Source organism: Pseudomonas sp. UBA6562 (genome assembly GCF_002434265.1).
Taxonomy (GTDB): Bacteria; Pseudomonadota; Gammaproteobacteria; order Pseudomonadales; family Pseudomonadaceae; genus Aquipseudomonas.
In genome coordinates this window covers 98,444-118,577 of the sequence record NZ_DJJS01000009.1, presented here as the reverse complement: position 1 = coordinate 118,577, position 20,134 = coordinate 98,444, and the positions used below count along the sequence as shown (strand labels likewise).

General features: G+C 64.9%; 18 protein-coding genes and 1 pseudogene. 10 read left to right on the top strand and 9 right to left on the bottom strand.

The window, feature by feature from the left end; all coding sequences use genetic code 11:
• Nucleotides 1-335 precede the first annotated feature (335 nt).
• Nucleotides 336-1,301, bottom strand: a complete 966-nt coding sequence (locus B4M43_RS19555; RefSeq protein WP_296269130.1) for an RHS repeat-associated core domain-containing protein — start codon at nt 1,299-1,301, stop codon at nt 336-338.
• 262 nt (nt 1,302-1,563) lie between these two features.
• Between B4M43_RS19555 and B4M43_RS19550 the strand changes: the two genes are divergently transcribed.
• Genes B4M43_RS19550 through B4M43_RS19540 form a run of 3 tightly spaced genes read left to right on the top strand, consistent with a single transcriptional unit; the run spans nt 1,564 to nt 6,763 of the window.
• On the top strand, nt 1,564-2,652 hold the full coding sequence (locus tag B4M43_RS19550) for an efflux RND transporter periplasmic adaptor subunit (RefSeq protein ID WP_296269129.1): 1,089 nt from the start codon (nt 1,564-1,566) through the stop codon (nt 2,650-2,652).
• Nucleotides 2,649-3,716, top strand: a complete 1,068-nt coding sequence (locus B4M43_RS19545; protein WP_296269128.1) for an efflux RND transporter periplasmic adaptor subunit — start codon at nt 2,649-2,651, stop codon at nt 3,714-3,716. Before B4M43_RS19550 ends, B4M43_RS19545 begins: the two co-directional genes overlap by 4 nt.
• Nucleotides 3,713-6,763 carry an efflux RND transporter permease subunit gene (locus B4M43_RS19540; RefSeq protein WP_296269127.1) on the top strand — a complete coding sequence of 1,017 codons (3,051 nt, stop codon included), beginning with the start codon at nt 3,713-3,715 and terminating at the stop codon, nt 6,761-6,763. The genes B4M43_RS19545 and B4M43_RS19540 overlap by 4 nt, the downstream gene beginning before the upstream one ends.
• A gap of 96 nt (nt 6,764-6,859) precedes the next feature.
• Here B4M43_RS19540 and B4M43_RS19535 read toward each other — a convergent pair whose 3' ends face one another.
• Together B4M43_RS19535 and B4M43_RS19530 are read right to left on the bottom strand one after the other, a co-directional pair.
• Nucleotides 6,860-7,141 carry an addiction module antidote protein gene (locus tag B4M43_RS19535; RefSeq protein ID WP_296269126.1) on the bottom strand — a complete coding sequence of 94 codons (282 nt, stop codon included), beginning with the start codon at nt 7,139-7,141 and terminating at the stop codon, nt 6,860-6,862.
• Nucleotides 7,138-7,346, bottom strand: a pseudogene (locus B4M43_RS19530) (hypothetical protein). Before B4M43_RS19530 ends, B4M43_RS19535 begins: the two are co-directional and overlap by 4 nt.
• 262 nt (nt 7,347-7,608) lie before the next feature.
• Between B4M43_RS19530 and oscA the strand changes: the two are divergent.
• The 6 genes from oscA (at nt 7,609) to B4M43_RS19500 (ending at nt 12,407) form a co-directional block, all read left to right on the top strand.
• Nucleotides 7,609-7,791: a sulfur starvation response protein OscA gene (gene oscA, locus B4M43_RS19525; protein WP_296269125.1), complete on the top strand. Its 183-nt coding sequence runs from the start codon at nt 7,609-7,611 to the stop codon at nt 7,789-7,791.
• Between the two features lie 56 nt (nt 7,792-7,847).
• A complete protein-coding gene (locus B4M43_RS19520; RefSeq protein ID WP_296269124.1) occupies nt 7,848-8,855 on the top strand; it encodes a sulfate ABC transporter substrate-binding protein in 1,008 nt (335 codons plus the stop codon).
• A gap of 103 nt (nt 8,856-8,958) precedes the next feature.
• Nucleotides 8,959-9,777 (top strand): sulfate ABC transporter permease subunit CysT, encoded by an 819-nt coding sequence (cysT, locus tag B4M43_RS19515; protein ID WP_296269123.1) that lies wholly within the window; start codon nt 8,959-8,961, stop codon nt 9,775-9,777.
• Between the two features lie 13 nt (nt 9,778-9,790).
• Nucleotides 9,791-10,669, top strand: coding sequence for a sulfate ABC transporter permease subunit CysW (gene cysW / locus B4M43_RS19510; protein ID WP_296269122.1), 879 nt, complete (start codon nt 9,791-9,793; stop codon nt 10,667-10,669).
• A 3-nt stretch (nt 10,670-10,672) separates the two neighbouring features.
• A complete protein-coding gene (locus B4M43_RS19505; RefSeq protein WP_296269121.1) occupies nt 10,673-11,662 on the top strand; it encodes a sulfate/molybdate ABC transporter ATP-binding protein in 990 nt (329 codons plus the stop codon).
• A 304-nt stretch (nt 11,663-11,966) separates the two neighbouring features.
• Complete coding sequence (locus tag B4M43_RS19500; RefSeq protein WP_296269120.1) at nt 11,967-12,407, top strand: acyl-CoA thioesterase; 441 nt, start codon at nt 11,967-11,969, stop codon at nt 12,405-12,407.
• Nucleotides 12,408-12,458: 51 nt separating this feature from the next.
• Here B4M43_RS19500 and B4M43_RS19495 read toward each other — a convergent pair whose 3' ends face one another.
• From B4M43_RS19495 to B4M43_RS19470, 6 genes are all read right to left on the bottom strand, one after another.
• Nucleotides 12,459-12,935: a glycine zipper domain-containing protein gene (locus B4M43_RS19495; RefSeq protein WP_296269119.1), complete on the bottom strand. Its 477-nt coding sequence runs from the start codon at nt 12,933-12,935 to the stop codon at nt 12,459-12,461.
• Nucleotides 12,932-13,201 (bottom strand): hypothetical protein, encoded by a 270-nt coding sequence (locus B4M43_RS19490; RefSeq protein ID WP_296269118.1) that lies wholly within the window; start codon nt 13,199-13,201, stop codon nt 12,932-12,934. The genes B4M43_RS19495 and B4M43_RS19490 overlap by 4 nt, the downstream gene beginning before the upstream one ends.
• Before the next feature lie 118 nt (nt 13,202-13,319).
• Complete coding sequence (locus B4M43_RS19485; RefSeq protein ID WP_414707886.1) at nt 13,320-15,647, bottom strand: FdhF/YdeP family oxidoreductase; 2,328 nt, start codon at nt 15,645-15,647, stop codon at nt 13,320-13,322.
• A 23-nt stretch (nt 15,648-15,670) separates the two neighbouring features.
• Entirely contained in the window at nt 15,671-16,498 is an 828-nt protein-coding gene (gene fdhD, locus B4M43_RS19480; RefSeq protein ID WP_296269116.1) for a formate dehydrogenase accessory sulfurtransferase FdhD, read from the bottom strand.
• A gap of 125 nt (nt 16,499-16,623) precedes the next feature.
• Entirely contained in the window at nt 16,624-17,988 is a 1,365-nt protein-coding gene (locus B4M43_RS19475) for a GTPase/DUF3482 domain-containing protein (RefSeq protein WP_296269115.1), read from the bottom strand.
• 135 nt (nt 17,989-18,123) lie between these two features.
• Nucleotides 18,124-19,515: a DUF2868 domain-containing protein gene (locus B4M43_RS19470; protein WP_296269184.1), complete on the bottom strand. Its 1,392-nt coding sequence runs from the start codon at nt 19,513-19,515 to the stop codon at nt 18,124-18,126.
• A 54-nt stretch (nt 19,516-19,569) separates the two neighbouring features.
• Between B4M43_RS19470 and B4M43_RS19465 the strand changes: the two genes are divergently transcribed.
• Nucleotides 19,570-20,082: a dihydrofolate reductase gene (locus B4M43_RS19465; RefSeq protein ID WP_296269114.1), complete on the top strand. Its 513-nt coding sequence runs from the start codon at nt 19,570-19,572 to the stop codon at nt 20,080-20,082.
• The last annotated feature ends 52 nt before the right edge of the window (nt 20,083-20,134 follow it).

Below are 20,134 nucleotides of genomic sequence, written 5' to 3'. Positions count from 1 at the left end.
CAACTGACGAGTGAGCGGGCGGCGGGCAATTCCCTGCAACCGGCGGCGCGCCCTGGTGCGGCCGGCTGAATACGCTTCGAACAAATTTGGCTCGAAACCTGTGGACGCGGTTTCGAGTCGATCGCCAGCGTGCGGTGGGATTCTGTGACGCACACTGCTTTGAATGCGTAGCCTGTGTTCGGCCTGCATCAAGAGAACGCACGCACTTACAGGGTGCTACGGAATATGCAGTGATCCCAGCGTTTGGCTGATTATTCAAAGAGTTTGAAAGATTCAGCCCCTGATCGAACCGACTCAAGAAAAGCGAGCGTATGAAATTTTCTGGCCTTACCTTATTAAAGGCTTCTGCGCCTTATATTTGAGCTGCTTGCTTGAACACTGGCCGAAACGCTGGGGCCAAAAACCTGTAATTCATAAGCGTTTCCAGAGTTGACAACATCGTGCGACCGACTGTTATGGACTCCTTGATAAGCCGTCGCCTTACGGTATGAGGGCGGTGGAGTTTCTGGGACTACTTCGGTCCTGCTTATAATAGTCCTCGGGTCATTAATAGCTGTTGTATAATCGGGCGGCAAATCGGCCTGTTCTATTTGAGCAGCTCGTATAAAGCTTATTAACCTATTTCTGACTGGGGGTTCAGGTAGGCGTGACCCTGTAAGATAGCGACCTAAAGCCTTAGGATGAATCAATCCCCCCACACCCATCAATCCGAGACCTACGCCGAGTAAAATTTTTGCTGCACTTTTCGAGTCCGACGAATAAGCAATCGTCGCTCCAAAAAGTGTTAAAAACCCCACGCCCATCATCGCCGCTGAGGCAATTTTAAGCTGCCGTCTCGGTAGGAAAAAGTGTCCAGACGGATCGGTTCTATTCAGCGGGTCACCCGCACAATAAACATAATTGTTCAAACCGCCTCGTCCGAACGCGCTCAAGCTGTCCGGGCTGCAGAATCGCCTCAGCGCAGGGCTGAACAGGCGATAACCGTTGCCCAGCAAATAGCCTTCGGCAATCAAATCCAGCCGTTGGCCGTTGAATGCCAAAGGCGCCAGTGACGCGTCCTGAGCGACGGGGTATAGACCATAGGGGTCGTAGGTGCGTTGACATATGCCGTCTTGATTGTATTCAGCCATGACCGAATCGGTATCGCTTACCGCCATGAGGGCAAATGAATGCAGATCGGCAAAGGTGCCTTGCGCCAATAGGCCATGCTTGTGGCGGAAAACGGAGCGTGCCGTCTGCCCATTGAGCTCGGTGATCAGATGATCGTGTTGGTAAAAGCGATGGGTCCGTACGAAGGTCACCGGGGTGCTCCCTGAGGGTCGGGATCTGTTGGAGGAACCGCTTGAGGATCACAATCCTCGATACGTTCCAGGCCAAGCGAGTGTGTGATCGACTCTAAACCGGCCACAACTGGCAAAAGTGATGGGTACTCGATAGATTCGCTGCCTGTGTCGAATATTCTGGCGGGTCGGCCTCAGGGGCAGCGCGGCCATGTTTATCGAACCTTGAACCGGCGTGGCAGTCGCATGCCACGAATCTTTTGCGCGCAAACAAGGAGCGAGCATGGCGGTGATGCGTCCGTTGCTGGTCGTGTGCCTCGGGCTGGCGTTCACGCTGTCCGGCTGTGAACGGGAAGCCGAAACCCCGCAGTTGCCCAGGGTGGGCGTCATGCGCGTCGAGCCGCAGAATTTTGCGGCGTCGGTGGTGCTGACGGGCGACGTGCAGGCACGGGTGCAGACCGACCTGTCGTTTCGCGTAGGCGGCAAGATCGTATCGCGCAGCGTCGATGTGGGCGACCACGTCAAGGCCGGCCAAGTGCTGGCACGGCTCGATCCCAAAGACTTGAAGAACAACGTCGAGTCGGCCAAGGCCGAGGTCTTCGCCGCCCAGGCGCGGGTCGCGCAAAGCTCGGCGGCCTTCGTGCGCCAGGAAAAGCTGCTGCCCAAGGGCTATACCAGCCGCAGCGAATACGATGCCGCGCAAGCCGCCGTGCGCGGCAACCAGAGCGGCCTCAAGGCCGCCCAGGCTCAGTTGGCCAACGCCAATGAGCAGCTGAGCTACACCGCTCTGGTGTCGGCGGCCGATGGCGTGATCACCCAGCGCCAGGCCGAAGTCGGCCAAGTGGTGCAGGCCACGCAACCGATGTTCCGCCTGGCCGCCGACGGCGACCGCGATGCGGTGTTCAATGTCTACGAGTCGCTGCTGATGACCCCGGCCAGCAACGCGAGCTTGACCGTGCAACTGCTGGAAAACCCCAGCGTGCAGGCCCAAGGTGCCGTGCGCGAGGTCACGCCGACGGTGTCGGCGCAAAGCGGCACGGTGCAGGTCAAGGTAGCCCTGCGCGACGTGCCCGCCGCCATGCCGCTCGGCGCGCCGGTGACAACCAACGCCAGTAGCCAGGGCCAGTCGAGCATCGAACTGCCCTGGTCGGCGCTGAGCAAGACCTTGCGCGAGCCGGCGGTGTGGATCGTCGGCGAGGGCGACAAGGTCGAACTGCGCCCGGTGCGCATCGCCCGTTATCTGACCGGCAAGGTGATCGTCAGCGCCGGCATCAAGGACGGCGAAACCGTGGTCATCAACGGTGCGCAACTGTTGCACCCCGGCATGCAGGTCGAACAGGTCGCGGCCAAGGACGGAGGGGCATTGCCATGAAACGGTTGCTATGCATGTTGGCGGGCGTATGCCTGCTGGCCGGTTGCGGCAAGGACGAAGAAAAGCCCGAGCCCGTGCGCCCGGTGCTCTCCACCGTGGTCGAGGAACAGTCCCAGGCGCAGCTTGGGCGTTTTGCCGGCACCCTCCAGGCGCGTTACGAAAGCACCCTGGGCTTTCGCGTATCGGGCCGTATCGCCCGTCGCTGGGTCGATGTCGGCGCTTCGGTGAAGGCCGGCGAGACCCTGGCCACCCTCGACCCCACCGACCAGCAGAACCAACTGCGCGCCGCCGAAGGCGATCTGGCGCGGGTGCAGGCGCAGCAGATCAATGCCCAGGCCAATGCCGGTCGCCAGCAGCAGCTGTACGACCGCGGCGTCGGCGCCCAGGCCCAGTTGGACATCGCCCAGACCGACTTGAAAACCGCCAACGCCTCCATGGCCCAGGCCCGCGCCACGGTCAGCCAGGCCCGCGACCAGCTGGCCTATGGCACGTTGAAGGCCGACCACGCCGCAGTGGTCACCGCCTGGCACGTCGAAGCCGGGCAAACGGTGAGCGTCGGCCAGGAAGTGGTGACGCTGGCCCGCCCCGACGTGAAAGAGGCGGTCATCGACCTTCCCATCGCCCTGGCCGAACGCTTGACGCCTGCCATGACCCTCACCGTGGCCTCGCAACTCAACCCGGCGCTCAACACCACTGCCAGCCTGCGCGAACTCGAACCCCAGGCCGACGCCACCACGCGCACGCGCCGCGCACGCCTGAGCCTCACCTCCACGCCGTCAGGCTTCAACCTCGGCACCTCGGTGAGCGTCAGCCTGACCTCGGCGATCAGCGCCCGCAGCGAACTGCCGCTGACCGCACTGCTCGAGCGCGACGGCAAGGCCCAGGTCTGGGTGGTCGATACCGAACAAAAGATAGTCAATCTGCGCGATGTGACCGTGCTCGAGCGCGGCGAGAAGACGGCAGTGCTGGGCGCCGGGGTCAAGCCCGGCGAGCGGGTGGTGGTCGCCGGCGTCAACAGTCTCCAGCCAGGCCAGAAGGTCACGTTCGACGAGGAAACACGATGAAAGGCGGCTTCAACCTCTCCGATTGGGCGCTGCGCCATCAGTCGTTCGTCTGGTACCTGATGTTCGTCGGCCTGTTGATGGGGGTGTTCTCCTACTTCAACCTCGGCCGCGAAGAAGACCCGTCGTTCACCATCAAGACCATGGTCATCCAGACCCGCTGGCCCGGTGCGACCCAGGACGAAACCCTGTACCAGGTCACCGACCGCATCGAGAAGAAGCTCGAAGAACTCGACTCGCTCGACTACGTCAAGAGCTACACCCGTCCTGGCGAGTCGACCATCATGGTGTTCCTGCGCGACACCACCAAGGCCGGCGACATTCCGCAGATCTGGTACCAGGTGCGCAAGAAGGTCCAGGACATCCGCGGCCAGTTCCCACAGGGCATTCAGGGCCCCTCGTTCAACGACGAGTTCGGCGACGTGTACGGCTCGATCTACGCGTTCACCGCCGACGGCCTGACCATGCGTCAACTGCGCGACTACGTCGAACAGGTGCGCGCCGAAGTGCGCGAGGTGGAGAACATCGGCAAGGTCGAGGTGGTCGGTACCCAGGACGAGGTGCTCTACCTGAACTTCTCGGTGCGCAAGCTGGCGGCCCTGGGCATCGACCAGCGTCAGGTCATGCAGGCCCTGCAAGCGCAGAACAAGGTGACCCCGGCCGGGGTGATCGAGGCCGGGCCCGAGCGCATTTCGGTGCGCACCACCGGCCAGTTCGCTTCGGAAAAAGACCTGCAGAACGTCAACCTGCGCATCAACGACCGCTTCTTCCGCCTGGCCGACATCGCCACCATCGAGCGCGGCTACGTCGACCCCCCCGCGCCCATGTTCCGCTACAACGGCCAGCCCGCCATCGGCCTGGCCATCGGCATGCAGAAGGGCGGCAACGTGCAGACCTTCGGCGAGCAGCTCAAGCTGAAGATGGACGAAGTCACCGGCGAGTTGCCGGTCGGTGTCGGCGTGCACAGCGTCTCCGAACAGGCCGAAGTGGTGAAGAAGGCCGTCGGCGGCTTCACCAGCGCGCTGTTCGAAGCGGTGATCATCGTGCTGGTGGTGAGCTTCGTCAGCCTCGGCGTGCGCGCGGGGCTGGTGGTGGCGCTGTCGATTCCGCTGGTGCTGGCGATGGTGTTCGTGTTCATGGAATACAGCGGCATCACCATGCAGCGGATTTCCCTGGGCGCGCTGATCATCGCCTTGGGCTTGCTGGTGGACGACGCCATGATCACCGTGGAAGTGATGGTCACCCGGCTGGAGGCCGGCGACAGCAAGAAAGACGCCGCCACCTTCGCCTACAAGTCCACGGCCTTCCCCATGCTGACCGGCACCCTGGTCACCGTGGCCGGCTTCGTGCCCATCGGCCTCAACGCCAGTTCCGCCGGCGAGTACACCTTCACCCTGTTCGCGGTGATCGCCGTGGCCTTGCTGGTGTCCTGGGTGGTGGCAGTGTTCTTCTCGCCGGTGCTCGGCGTGCACATCCTCAGCGATGCCAAGGGCAAGCAGCACGAGAACAAACCGGGGCGCATCGCCCGTGGTTTCGAGCACGGCCTGCTGTGGTGCATGCGCCATCGTTGGCTGACGATCATCCTCACCATCGTGCTGTTCGCATTGGCAGTGCTGGGCATGCGCTTCGTGCAGAACCAGTTCTTCCCCTCTTCGGACCGGCCGGAAATCCTCGTCGACCTCAACCTGCCGCAGAACGCCTCGATCGAGGAAACCCGCCGCACCGTCGACCGCCTGGAGGCCACGCTCAAGGACGACAAGGACATCGACCACTGGAGCACCTACATCGGCCAGGGCGCGATCCGTTTCTATCTGCCCCTCGACCAGCAGCTGCAGAACCCCTTCTACGCCCAGTTGGTGATCGTCAGCACGGGCCTTGAGCAGCGCGGCGAACTCATCGCGCGTTTGAAGAAACGCCTGCGCGAAGACTTCGTCGGCATCGGCAGCAACGTGCAGTCGCTGGAGATGGGCCCGCCCGTGGGCCGGCCGATCCAGTACCGGGTCAGCGGCAAGGACATCGACCAGGTGCGCCGCCACGCCATCGAGCTGGCCTCGGTGCTCGACGCCAACCCCAACGTCGGCGACATGATCTACGACTGGAACGAGCCGGGCAAAGTGCTGCGCGTCGACATCGCCCAGGACAAGGCGCGCCAGTTGGGCCTGTCGTCCGAAGACGTGGCCAACGTGATGAACAGCATCGTCAGCGGCGCGCCGGTGACCCAGGTCAACGATGAGATCTACCTGATCGATGTGGTGGCCCGCGCGCAAGACAGCGAACGCGGCTCGCCCGACACCTTGCAGAACCTGCAGATCCTGACCCCCAGCGGCACCTCGATACCGCTGCTGTCCTTCGCCACGGTGCGCTACGAGCTGGAGCAGCCGCTGGTGTGGCGTCGCGACCGCAAGCCGACCATCACCCTCAAGGCCTCGGTGCACGGCGACATGCAGCCCACGGACCTGGTGGCCGAGCTGCAACCGAAGATCGACGAGTTCGCCGGCAAGCTACCCACCGGCTACGAGGTGGCGGTAGGCGGCACGGTGGAGGAGAGCGGCAAGGCGCAAGGCCCGATCGCGAAAGTGATCCCGCTGATGCTGTTCCTCATGGCGACCTTCCTGATGATCCAGCTGCACAGCGTGCAGAAGCTGTTCCTGGTGATCAGCGTGGCGCCGCTGGGCCTGATCGGTGTGGTGCTGGCGCTGGTGCCGACCGGCACGCCCATGGGCTTCGTGGCGATCCTGGGGATTTTGGCATTGGTCGGCATCATCATCCGCAACTCGGTGATTCTGGTGACCCAGATCGATGCCTTCGAGGCTGAAGGCTACACGCCATGGGATGCAGTGGTGGAAGCCACCAACCACCGTCGCCGCCCCATCCTGCTCACCGCCGCTGCGGCCAGCCTGGGCATGATCCCCATCGCCCGCGAAGTGTTCTGGGGCCCGATGGCCTACGCCATGATCGGCGGCATCATTAGCGCCACGCTGCTGACGCTGCTGTTCCTGCCGGCGCTGTATGTGGCTTGGTACAAGATTCGGGAGCCGCAGAAGGCGTGATGTTCGAGGACGGCGGCACGGGTTCGGTGCTGCCATCACCCGCGAGACGGTAGATCGAAACTGGAAGGAAAAAGAAGGAGCCACCTGGCTCCTTCTTTAAAGATGCTGGGCAGTCAGCTTCACGCCCAAAGCATTCACCACTCTGAGCACTGTGTCGTACCTCGGCTTTGCGCCGGGGCCGAGGGCTTTGTAGAGCGACTCGCGGTTAAGACCCGAATCGCGTGCCAACTGGGTCATTCCCCGTACCTTGGCAACTTCCTGCAACGCGCGGAGAAAAACATCAGGGTTGGGATCTTCCAGCGAAATGCTTAAAAATTCGGCGATCTCGGCATCGTTGTTCAAGTAGTCGGAAGCTTCGAAAACCTTCAAATCATTCATTTACCGCCTTCCTTCTCGATCTCGTCGAGGATGGATTTTGCTAGCTTGATGTCGCGCTTTTGTGTGGATTTGTTACCGCCACACAGTCACCAAAATGCCCTTCCTGAGCAGCCATGATGCGACTGATGATCCTTAGACGTGCGGTGACATCCTTAAGACCTTTGAGCCATACATCGAATTCGTGAGTTCGGATTATTGCATTCATGAAAACGATTGTAGCCAGACGGCTACACGTTGACTATCGCCCATCGTGAGGGGTTCGATGCACTGCGGCATAGAATTGCGCTTCTATCGATGGCGCCTACGTTCAGGCCTGAAACCAGAACTGCGAGGTCCGTAACTGCAAAATAGTTATATAAAAATTCTTAAACAGTATTTTTAAGAATAAATCGCTCTGAGTAGTATGGCCCCCACGCCAGGCGCCATTTCCTACGACACTGCCCGGCATTCACGACTGGAGAATAAGCATGAGTGCCAACCTGCGCAGCATCGACGGACAAGACGAAGCCACTCTCCTGCGGGAAATTCAGAATGCCCTGCGCAACCTGCGCTTCGGTGCGGTGGAGATCACCGTGCACAACGCCCAAGTAGTGCAGATCGAGCGCAAGGAAAAATTCCGTCTGCAACAGCCCGGCGGCAAACCGAGCTGATCGCCAATAGCCCTGCCTAAAACAACATGCACAACATGCCTATCGGGAGCTTCACCATGTCCATCCGCCGTTACGCCCTGGCCGCCCTGGCCAGTGCCGTGTTTGCCGGTTCTGCTATCGCCAAGGATTACGAACTGCTCAACGTGTCCTACGACCCGACCCGTGAGCTGTACCAGCAGTACAACGCCGAATTCATCAAGCACTGGCAGCAGAGCCACCCGGACGACAAGGTCAAGATCCAGCAATCCCATGGCGGCTCGGGCAAACAGGCCCGCGCGGTGATCGACGGCCTGCGCGCCGACGTGGTGACCCTGGCCCTGGCCGGCGACATCGACGAAGTCGCCAAGCTCGGCAAGACCCTGCCGGAGAACTGGCAGACCCGCCTGCCGGACGCCAGCACCCCGTACACCTCGACCATCGTGTTCCTGGTGCGCAAGGGCAACCCCAAAGGCATCAAGGATTGGGGCGACCTGATCAAGAAGGACGTCTCGGTCATCACCCCGAACCCCAAGACCTCCGGCGGCGCCCGCTGGAACTTCCTCGCCGCCTGGGCCTATGGCCTGAAGGCCGGCGGTAGCGAAGACAAAGCCAAGCAATACGTGCAGGAGCTGTTCAAACACGTGCCGGTACTCGACACCGGCGCCCGTGGCTCGACCATCACCTTCGTCAACAACGGCCAGGGCGACGTGCTGCTGGCCTGGGAAAACGAAGCCTTCCTGGCGCTGAAAGAAGACGGCGGCGCCGACAAGTTCGACATCGTCGTACCGTCGCTGTCGATCCTCGCCGAGCCACCGGTGGCCGTGGTCGACAAGAACGCCGAGAAGAAAGGCAACACCGAGATCGCCACCGAATACCTCAAGCACCTGTACAGCCCGGCTGGGCAGAAGATCGCGGCGGAGAACTTCTACCGCCCGCGTGACGAGAAGGTCGCTGCCGAGTTCGGCAAGCAGTTCCCGAAACTCGATCTGGTGACCATCGACAAGGACTTCGGCGGCTGGAAAACGGCGCAACCCAAGTTCTTCAACGACGGTGGCGTGTTCGACCAGATCTACCAAGCGCAATGACCGGGTGACCGACTTGACCGCGCACCGCTGGCGCACCCCCTTTCTGTAACCAGCACCGGCCCGGGATCGTCCCCGGGCTTGGTGCGTTCTACCAGGGACTTTTATGTCGCGACGTATTTCCCCCGTCATACCCGGCTTCGGGCTGACGCTGGGCTACACCTTGGTGTACCTCAGTCTGATCGTGCTGATACCGCTGGCCGCCATGTTCATCCATGCCTCGCAGCTGACCTGGGAGCAGTTCTGGGCCATCGTCACCGCGCCGCGGGTCATCGCCGCGCTCAAGCTGAGCTTCGGCACCGCGTTGCTCGCCGCCATCCTCAACGGTCTGATCGGTACCCTGCTGGCCTGGGTGCTGGTGCGTTACACCTTCCCCGGACGCAAGATCATCGACGCGATGATCGACCTGCCGTTCGCCCTGCCCACGGCGGTGGCCGGCATCGCCCTGACGGCGCTGTACGCGCCGGCCGGCTGGGTCGGCCAGTTCGCCACCGACCTGGGCTTCAAGATCGCCTACACCCCGCTGGGCATCACCCTGGCGCTGACCTTCGTCACGCTGCCGTTCGTGGTGCGCACGGTACAGCCCGTGCTGGCCGACATCCCGCGTGAAGTGGAAGAGGCCGCCGCCTGCCTGGGCGCCAAACCCTTGCAGGTATTCCGCCACGTACTGGCGCCGGCCCTGCTGCCGGCTTGGCTGACCGGTTTCGCCCTGGCCTTCGCCCGCGGCGTGGGCGAGTACGGCTCGGTGATCTTCATCGCCGGCAACATGCCGATGAAGACCGAGATCCTGCCGCTGCTGATCATGGTCAAGCTCGACCAATACGACTACACCGGCGCCACCGCCATCGGCGTGCTGATGCTGGTGGTTTCCTTCATTCTGCTGCTGCTGATCAATCTGTTGCAGCGGCGCATCGAAACCCCGTGAAGGAGGCTTGCCCATGTCCGCTTCATCCCTAGGCCACGGCGCCTCCGCCAACGCCAACGCCGCCCGCCGCGGCAGCGCCACCGCTCGCCGCGTGCTGATCGTCTCGGCCTGGCTGGTGTTCGCCCTGTTCCTCCTGCTGCCGCTGTTCATCGTGGTGTCGCAGGCGTTGAAAAACGGCTTCGGCACCTTCTTCGAAGCGATCTTCGAGCCCGATGCCCTGGCCGCGCTGCGCCTGACCCTGCTGGCGGTGGCGATCTCCGTGCCGCTCAACCTGGTGTTCGGCCTGAGCGCCGCCTGGTGCGTGAGCAAATACGATTTTCGCGGCAAGAGCATCCTGGTCACGCTGATCGACCTGCCGTTCTCGGTATCGCCGGTGATAGCCGGCCTGGTCTACGTGCTGATGTTCGGCGCCCAGGGCCTGATCGGCCCGTGGTTGCAGGACCACGACATCCAGATCGTCTTCGCCTTGCCGGGCATCGTGCTGGCGACCATCTTCGTCACCGTACCGTTCGTGGCCCGCGAGCTGATCCCGCTGATGCAGGAGCAGGGCACCCAGGAAGAAGAGGCCGCGCGCCTGCTGGGCGCCAACGGCTGGCAGATGTTCTGGCACGTGACCCTGCCGAACATCAAATGGGGCTTGATCTACGGCGTGGTGCTGTGCACCGCGCGGGCGATGGGCGAGTTCGGTGCGGTGTCGGTGGTGTCCGGCCATATTCGCGGCGTGACCAACACCCTGCCGCTGCACGTCGAGATCCTCTACAACGAATACAACCATGTCGCGGCCTTCAGCGTGGCCAGCTTGCTGCTGATCCTGGCGCTGTTCATCCTGCTGCTCAAGCAGTGGAGCGAATCCCGCATTAACCGTCTGCGCCATAACGCAGCGGAGGACTAATTCATGTCGATCGAAGTTCGCAACGTCAGCAAGCGTTTCAACAGTTTCCAGGCCCTGAACGCCATCAACCTGGACATCCACAGCGGCGAGCTGGTGGCTTTGCTCGGCCCGTCCGGCTGCGGCAAGACCACCCTGCTGCGCATCATCGCCGGGCTGGAAACCCCGGACGACGGCAGCATCGTCTTCCACGGCGAGGACGTCTCGGGGCACGACGTGCGCGATCGCAACGTCGGCTTCGTGTTCCAGCACTACGCGCTATTCCGCCACATGAGCGTGTTCGACAACGTCGCCTTCGGCCTGCGCATGAAGCCCAAGGGCGAGCGCCCCAACGAAAGCCAGATCAAGGCCAAGGTGCACGAGCTGTTGAGCATGGTGCAGCTCGACTGGCTGGCCGACCGCTACCCCGAGCAACTCTCCGGCGGCCAGCGCCAGCGCATTGCCCTGGCCCGCGCCCTGGCGGTGGAGCCCAAGGTGCTGCTGCTCGACGAGCCGTTCGGCGCGCTCGACGCCAAGGTGCGCAAGGAGCTGCGCCGCTGGCTGGCGCGGCTGCACGAGGACATCAACCTGACCTCGGTGTTCGTCACCCACGACCAGGAGGAGGCCATGGAAGTGGCCGACCGCATCGTGGTGATGAACAAGGGCGTGATCGAGCAGATCGGCTCGCCGGGCGAGGTGTACGAGAAGCCGGCCAACGACTTCGTCTACCACTTCCTCGGCGACTCCAACCGCCTGAGCCTCAGCGAGGGCCAGCACGTGCTGTTCCGGCCGCACGAGGTGTCGCTGTCGCGGCACGAAACCGAAGGCCACCATGCCGCGGAGGTACGCGATATCCGCCCCCTGGGCGCGACCACGCGTATCACGCTGAAGGTGGAAGGGCAGAGCGAGCTGATCGAGGCCGAAGTGGTCAAGGACCACGACAGCCTGACCGGCCTGGCGCGCGGCGAGACGCTGTTCTTCCGGCCCAAGGTGTGGCAGCAGGTGCAGGACGTCTGAGGCGGCCGAGCACCCAGTACCGAACGGCGGGCTGCCGAGTCGAACGCAGGTCAGGTGCTACCTGCGCTAGCGCGTAAGCCAGGGGCGGCCAACGTGAGGTTGCCTGCGCAGGGCTCGGCGGTCGTCGCCAGCGACGGAGCGCCGATTCGGTTGAAGCGTTACCGCAGCCATGAATACCAACGCCGGGGCCGCTCACACCGCCCTGGCGTTGGTGCGTTTGGGGTAGGTTCAGTCAGCAGGGGTTTTCGCAACGCTGCGGATTCTGCTTCACTTGACGGCTCATCGCCCACGGACGACAGCCATCATGACCACTGCCCTGCAGCGCATCCACTTCAACCACTCCCATCCGATCCTCACCCGCCCGCACGACCATGACCTGCACGGCCATGTGTCCGGCGCCTCGGTACATGCCTATTTCGAAACTGCCTTGCAGGCCTTCCTGTTGCAGGAGGCCGAACTCGACTTGCGCGAAGGACCGCTGGCGGCGTTCGTGGTCAGCTCGTCGGCGGATTTCTTCGCGCTGCCGGGCTTTCCCGACGTGCTGGAAGTGGCGTTGGGGGTGAGTCGATTGGCGGGGAGCACGGTGGAGTACCGTCTGGGCCTGTTCCGCCCAAGTGAACCGGAGCCCTGTGCGGTAGGGCGGGTGGTGCAGGTGTTCGTCGAACGCGCCAGTGGCCGGCCGGCGAACTTGCCTGAGGCGTTGCAGCAATTGTTGGCGGGTTTGCAGTTGCCCGAGCCCCTGTGAAAAGGCCCCGTTCGTTGGACAGGGCCTGATGTGGACGGCAACCGCCTCCGATCAGCGGTGATGGCGATGGTGCTTGGGACCGTGGTGCTTGCGGTGGCCATAATGGCGACCCCGGTCGTGGCGGCGGTCGTCGTAACCGCGGCGGGCCTCGCGATCGTTGCGATCGGCCCGATTGCCCATGTAGTTGCCCAGTGCGCCGCCCGCGCCGCCGCCTGCCGCCGCGCCGATCAGGCTGCCGGTGCTGCCGCCTACGGTGCGGCCGATGACGTTGCCACCCGCTGCGCCCAGGCCACCACCGATGGCGGCTTCGCCACGCTGGCGCTTGTCCGCGCCCACGGCGCTACCGGCTGCGCCGCCCAGGCCTGCGCCGATGGCAGAGCCTGTGCTGCCACCAACGGACTGGCCGACCACCGAGCCCAATACCCCACCCAGGGCGCCGCCGATGCCGGCTTCGGTGTTTCCGCCAGCTGAGGCGGTGCCACTGAGCAGGCCCAAGGACAACAGGAGCATTACGCAGGACTTTTTCATCGATCTTGTCTCATAGGGATGACGGGGCCGAATGTGCCGCCGGCATCGCCCCTTGGCAATGCAAATCCGACGAATAGCACGCAAGCTAACGATTTACCTAAGTGTTTGTTTTCACTATGAAACTTTGTTCTAAAAACGCTGTCATACGCTACTTGGGAAAAGCCCTGGCCGTTGCGGTCGGGGCTTTTTTGCAACCAGGCCGATAGGCTCCCTGGTAACGTCCAACGCTTCGGTTCGCGGCTCGCCTGCAGGCGCTCCATCAGCATTGGAACCTTCCTCTGTAATCGATACAGCAGGTACCGAAGCGGTCGCCCGGCTCCGTCGCAAGCAGAAAAAGGCCCCGCGATGCGGGGCTTCGTCATGCAGCGACGGTACGTTACCCGATCAGAGGATCCGCCCGTTGTCCCGCGCCCGCTCCAGCTTGATCGCCACGAACTTCGAAGTCGGCGTGTGGCTGCCGTCGCCCACGCTGTCCAGCGGCACCAGAGGGTTCACCTCTGGGTAGTAGGCCGCCGCCTGCCCCGCCGGAATGTCGAACGCCAGCAGCGTGAAGCCGTGCACACGGCGCACATGCTCGTCGCCCCACAACGACACGATGTCGACCTTCTGCCCCGGCTGGAAGCCCAGGCGGACGATGTCGGCTTCGTTGACGAACAGCACGTCGCGCTGGCCGCGCACGCCGCGGTAGCGGTCGTCCATGCCGTAGATGGTGGTGTTGTATTGGTCGTGCGAGCGCATCGACTGCATCACCAGGTCCGGCACTTGGCCGCTGGCCAGCACCCGTGGGTCGATCAGGGTGTCCGGCAGCAGGTTGGCCTTGAAGTTGGCGCGGCCGTTGGTCGTGGCCCAGGCCCGACGCGCGGCGCTGTTGCCCAGGTAGAAGCCACCGGGGTTTTGCAGGCGCAGGTTGAAGTCGGTGAAGCCCGGAATGGTGTCGGCGATCAGTTCGCGGATGCGGTCGTAGTCGGCCACCAGCCAGTGCCAGTCGACCGGCTTCTTGCCCAGGGTCGCGGCGGCGATGCCGGCGACGATGGCAGGCTCGGAGCGCATCTGCTTGGACAGCGCCTTGAGCTGGCCGTTGGAGGCGTGGACCATGCTGAACGAGTCTTCCACGGTCACCGCCTGCGGGCCGTCGGCCTGCAAGTCGATGTCGGTGCGGCCCAGGCACGGCAGGATCAGCGCGTTCTTGCCATGCAGCAGATGGCTGCGGTTGAGCTTGGTGCTGATCTGCACGGTCAGGTCGCAGTTGAGCAAGGCCTGCGCGGTGCGCTCGGTGTCGGGCGTGGCCTGGGCGAAGTTGCCGCCCAGGGCGAGGAACACCTTGGCGCGACCGTCGAGCATGGCCTGGATCGCTTCGACCACGTTGTGGCCATTGTGGCGCGGCACCTGGAAGCCGAAGCGCTGTTCGATGGCATTGAGCAGCGCCACCGGGGGGCGCTCGTTGATGCCCATGGTGCGGTCGCCCTGCACGTTGCTGTGGCCGCGCACCGGGCACAGGCCGGCGCCGGGCACGCCGATGTTGCCGCGCAGCATCTGCAGGTTGACCAGCTCCTGGATGGTCGGCACTGAGTGGCGGTGCTGGGTGATGCCCATGGCCCAGCACATGATCACGCGCTTGCCTTTGCAGTACATGCGCGCGGCCAGTTCGATGTCTTCCAGACTCAGGCCGGACTGCTCCTGAATGTGCGCCCAAGGCGTGGCGTCGACCACCGCCAGGTACTCGTCGATGCCGTGGCCGTGCTCGGCGATGAAGGCGTGGTCGAACACCGCCGGCTCGCCCTTGGCCTGGGCATCGCGCTCCCATTGCAGGGTGAACTTGGCCATGCCGCGCATCAGCGCCATGTCGCCGCCCAGGGCTGGACGCAGGAAAGCAGTGTTGGTCGGCTTGTCGCTGTTGGTGAGCATTTCCAGCATGTGCTGCGGGTGCTGGAAGCGCTCCAGGCCACGCTCTTTGAGCGGGTTGACGCAGACCACCTGGGCGCCGCGCTTCACCGCATCGCGCAACGGGTCGAGCATGCGCGGGTGGTTGGTGCCGGGGTTCTGGCCCCAGACGAAGATCGCATCAGAATGCTCGAAGTCGTCGTAGGTGACCGTGCCCTTGCCGACGCCGACGCTCTGGCCCAAGGCCACGCCGCTGGCCTCGTGGCACATGTTCGAGCAGTCGGGGAAGTTGTTGGTGCCGAAGGCGCGCACGAACAGCTGGTACAGGTACGCCGCCTCGTTGCTGGCCCGGCCCGAGGTGTAGAACTCGGCCTGGTCGGGGCTTTCCAAGGCATTGAGATGCCGGGCGATGAGGGCGAAGGCGCCGTCCCAGTCGATGGGCTTGTAGCGGTCGCTGTCGGCGTCGTAGACCATCGGCTCGGTCAGACGGCCCTGGTATTCGAGCCAGTAGTCGCTCTGCTCGCGCAGCGAGCTGACGCTGTAGCGGGCGAAGAAGGCCGCATCGACGCGGCGCTTGGTGGCTTCCCAGTTGACTGCCTTGGCGCCGTTCTCGCAGAACTTGACCATGCCGCTCTCGGGCGAATCGCCCCACGCGCAGCCGGGGCAGTCGAAGCCGCCGTTCTGGTTGGTCTTGAGCATCGCGCGCAGGTTCTTCAGCGCGTTGTCGCTGCCGATCCAGGCCTTGGTCACGCTGATCAGCGCGCCCCAACCGCCGGCAGGGCCGGGGTAGGGCTTGTAGCGCGGGCTGGACGCAGGGGCGTTGTCGGGAATCTTTTGATGCGAGCTCACGATGGCTACTCCGACGCGGGGCTGTAGACCCGCGGTGCGCTGTGTTTGGGCAAATGGATCAGGTTGAGGTTGTGCTTGCGCGCCCATTGCAGGGCAAGGCCGGTGGGCGCCGAGAGGCTGACCAGGGTCTGGATGCGAGCGCGCAGCACCTTCTGGATCAGTTCCAGGCTGCAGCGGCTGGTGACGATGGCAAGGCCGCCGGAGGTGTCGATGCGCTGGCGCAGCAGGGCGCCGATCAGCTTGTCGAGGGCGTTGTGCCGGCCGATGTCTTCGCGGCCCATCAGCAGTTCGCCGTGGCGGTCCATGAACAGTGCGGCATGCACTGCGCCGCAGTGCTGGCCCAAGGGCTGGAAGGCGTCGATGCGCTTGCGCAGGTCGGCCAGCCAGGCCACTGGCGGCAAGGGGGCGCCGGGCAGCGCGGTCAAGTCGGGCAGCGCCTGTTCCAGGGCCTCGACCCCGCACAGGCCGCAGCCGCTGGTGCCGGCCAGCTGCCGGCGCTGGTCCTTGAGCTGCCAGAAGGCGCGGCTGGCGATCTCGACATCGGCATACAGCGCCGAACCTGTGCCCGACAGCTTGATGTCGTAAATGTCGTCGGTACCGGTGACCAGCCCGCTGCCGATGCTGAAACCGACCACGAAATCGTCGAGGTCGGTGGGGCTGACCAGCATCACCGCCTGGTTCAGGCCGTTGTAGGCGATGGCCAGGGCCACTTCTTCGGCCAAAGGCGTGGCGGCACGCTCGCCATCGTCGAGCTGGGCGTATTCGTAGCGATTGCTGGCGGCAGGCAGGGTGAGCGAGGTGGAGGCCGCGCAGACCGGAGGCTTGCTGTTCATCGAGGCGGATCACCGAGGGGATAGGCTTTCCAGCCTATGCCCATGGGCGGGAAGCGTCTAATCGCTTGATTCGATGTCTTGATAGACCGCGTCGATCAGTCGCACCCCTCCGGCCCGATAGCTGCCTATAGAGCCTCCACCAGCGTGCGTATCTGCTCCTGGCGCTCGCGCTGGTCCAGCCGTGGCCTGAGGTTGAGGATCGACCATTGCGGGTGGGCGCGGGCCTTGTGCAAGGCGGCGGGCAGCTTGCCTTCGCGCCAGGAGCGCTCGGCCGGCGCCGACAACGCGATGCTGCCCTGCGCGGCGTGGCCACGGCTGTCGAGGGCCTGCATCAGTTGCTGCTGACGCAAGGCCAGGAGGCGCAGCACGGTGTCGTCGACGGTCAGCTCGCGCTGGCCCTTGAACTTGCCCATCAGCCGCCCGCCGTAGCTGCGTGCCGTTTGCAACGCGCCACCGGCGATGGCGCCGGCCAGGGCGGCGGCGCCGAGGGTCAGGCCGCCCATCAGCAGGTCGACGCCGGCACCGGCAGCGGCACCCGCGGCGACGCCGCCGCCCACACGCACGCCCAGTTGGCGCAGGGTTTCAGGGTTGAACAGGTCGTCGCCCCAACGCCCGTCCAGCAACGGCACTTCGTCGGCTGCCGCGTCTTCCCGGCGGAAGGCATACAGCGCCAGCAAGGCTTCGACGCACTGCTGCTCGCGCTGGCGCACCGCCTGGCGCAGGGCGGCGGTCGCGGCGGCTTGCGCGGCGGGCTCGGTATCGACGCTGCGCCGGCACGCCGCGCAGTCGATGAGCAGTTCGGCGATCAGCCGCTTGCCGTTGGCCTGGCGTGCCAGGCGCTGCGCCTGCTGGTCGGCGACCAGGCGCTGCAAGGCGGGGCGGGCGTTTTCCAGCAGCAGGGCCAGGCTGTCGTAGAGGCGCTGCTCGCCATCCTGCGGCGGTGCCACGCTGTCGAAACGCACCAGGGCGTGCAGGCCGAGGCGCGCCAAAGCCTCGCGCCACTGCGGCTCGCGGTGCTGTTCGCTGGCGACGAAGTTGAGCACCGGCAGCAAAGGCTTGCCGCAACTGGCCAAGACCTCCAGCTCGTCGCGGTATTTGGCCAGTACCGGCTCGCGGGCGTCGATCACGTACAGCCCAGCATCGCTGGCCAGCAATTGGCGCAGCACCTTGGCTTCCTGTTCGAAACGCTGGCGCGCTTCGCTGCCTTGCAGGAAGCGTTGCAGCCGCGCCGGGCCGTCGAGGCGTTCGCCGGGACGCTCCAGACGCTCCAGGTGTTCGAGCAGGGCGATGGCGTCTTCCAGGCCGGGCGTGTCGTACAGCTCCAGCAAGGGCTCGCCGTCCACCGACAGGCGCGCGCCTTCGACATGGCGGGTGGTGCTGGGGCGGTGCGAGACCTCGCCGAAGGTCACGTCGCGGGTGAGGGTGCGCAGCAGCGAGGTCTTGCCGACATTGGTGTGGCCCACCAGGGCGAGCTTCAGGGGTGCGGTCATGGGTAGGCTCCTGCGGGGCCATGGTAGGCGGCGGCGAAGTCGCGCCCAGGTTGGCGCAGCCCGGTGCGAGCGGTGGTGGGCCTGCTTTCGCTGGGTGGAAGGTCGCGCTGTGACGGGCTCGGCGGTACCGGTCGCTCAGTCATGGCCATGCTCCAGCCAGGCGAGCGGCAAGCGTTCGCTGTGGGCCAGGCCCAGCCGCTCGAGCGCTTCGTGCCAGTCGCCCAGACGCGTGGCGTCCAGGGTTTCGTCGGCGACGGCCGGCAGCAGCCAGATGCGTGTCGCACCTGCGTTGCGCGCCAGCTCCGCGAGCAGCGCCAGGCTACCTCGGTCGGGCGAGCGCTGCGGGTCGCAGGCGATCAGCAGGCGTTCGGGCGGAAACCGCCCGAGCTGCTCGAGCAGGCGGTTGCGCGAGGCACGGCTGTCGAGCAGGCCGGCGTCGCTGACCGTGGCAGGCAGTGTAGGCGGCCAGGGACGTCGGTCGTCCAGCTCCAGGCCGACCAGCAGGGCGCCATGGCTGCCCAACTCGGGTGTGGACAACTCGGCCTGGGGCAGCATTGCGGGGGCCGGGTCCTGTACGCCCAAGCGCTCGCTGCTGGGCATCAGCACGTCGCGCAACTGGCGGTAGGCGGGCAGTTCGAGGTCCAGTTCCAGGCGCGCGCGGCCCTGGCGCCAGCGCCACAGGCACAGCGCCGCCAGCAGCAGGCGCGGCACCAGGCCGTACACCAGGACCACGCCCAGCAGCCAGCTGGCCCAGGCCTGGCGCGCCACCTCCAGCGCCGGCTGGGTCGCGCCGCTGGCACGGATCATCGCCTCGCTGGGAATGCTGAAGCCGAGCAAGGCGGGCAGGGCGCCCAACGTTTGCGTCAGGGCGACGAACGGCTCGGCGGCCAGCAGCGTGGTTTCCCAAACGAAGCCATAGCGCCGCCCGGCCAGCAGGGTCAGTAGCATGCCCAGCGCGCTGAGCATCGCCAGCAGCCACAGGCCATGCACCCACAGCCCGAGCAGCCAGCGCGACAAGCGCCGCCGCTCCAGCATCACCAGTAGCGCCGGCGCCAATTGCGCGGCCTGGGCGTCGCGTGCCAGGCGTTCGGCGAGCCATAGCCACAGGCGCCCAAGCCCCGCGCCGTGTTCGCCCGATAGCCAGAAGCCCACGGCCCAGCCCAGCAGCATCAGCAGGTTCAGGCCCAACAGGCTGCCCAGCGCCCAGAACACGTTGACCGGCCGCGCACCATCGCCCAGTGCGGCGAAGGCAAGGCCCGCACCGCTGAGCACGGCGAACAGCATCAACCCCAGCAGCGCCAGGCGCGCGCCTTGTTTCCAATGGCGCAGGGCCGCGACCATGCCATCGCGCTCGGCCAGCCACAGGGCGCGGCGTTCGATGCGCTGGGCCAGATCGCCGCCGTGTTGGCGGGCCTGGCGGTTGGCCTCCTGGTCGTCCAGCAGGCCGGCGTGTTCCTCTCGCAGACGCACCGCCTCGGTGAGCCAGCGCGTGTCGAATCGGGTCAGTCCAGTCACAGGCTCTTCCAGTGCGCGATTGAGGGTGGAAGCATAACCCAGGCAGGGTTTGCTATCCTCGCCGGCATGACCACACCACTCCCCCTCAGCCTGATCGCGGCCCTCGCCGAGAACCGCGTCATCGGCATCGACAACTCCATGCCCTGGCACCTGCCGGGGGACTTCAAGTACTTCAAGGCCACCACCTTGGGCAAGCCGATCATCATGGGCCGCAAGACCTGGGATTCGCTCGGCCGACCGCTGCCGGGGCGGCTCAACCTGGTGGTCAGCCGCCAAGCGGGTCTGCAGCTCGACGGCGCCGAAGTGTTCGCCTCGTTGGAGCAGGCACAGCGGCGCGCCGAGCAGTGGGCCACCGAGCAGGGCGTCGACGAGGTGATGTTGATTGGCGGCGCGCAGCTTTATACCCAGGCGTTGGCGCAGGGGCTGGTCAGCCGGATGTACCTGACCCAGGTCGAACTGAGCCCGCTCGGCGACGCGTGGTTCCCGGTGTTCGACGAGAGCCGCTGGCAACTGACGTCCAGCGCGCCGCAGCCCAGCGACGGGCCGGGATACCGTTTCGAAGTGTGGGACAAGCGCTAGGCTGCTGTACGAAGACGGCAGCGGTCGCGCCCTGGCCGGTGCAGGGTGGAGA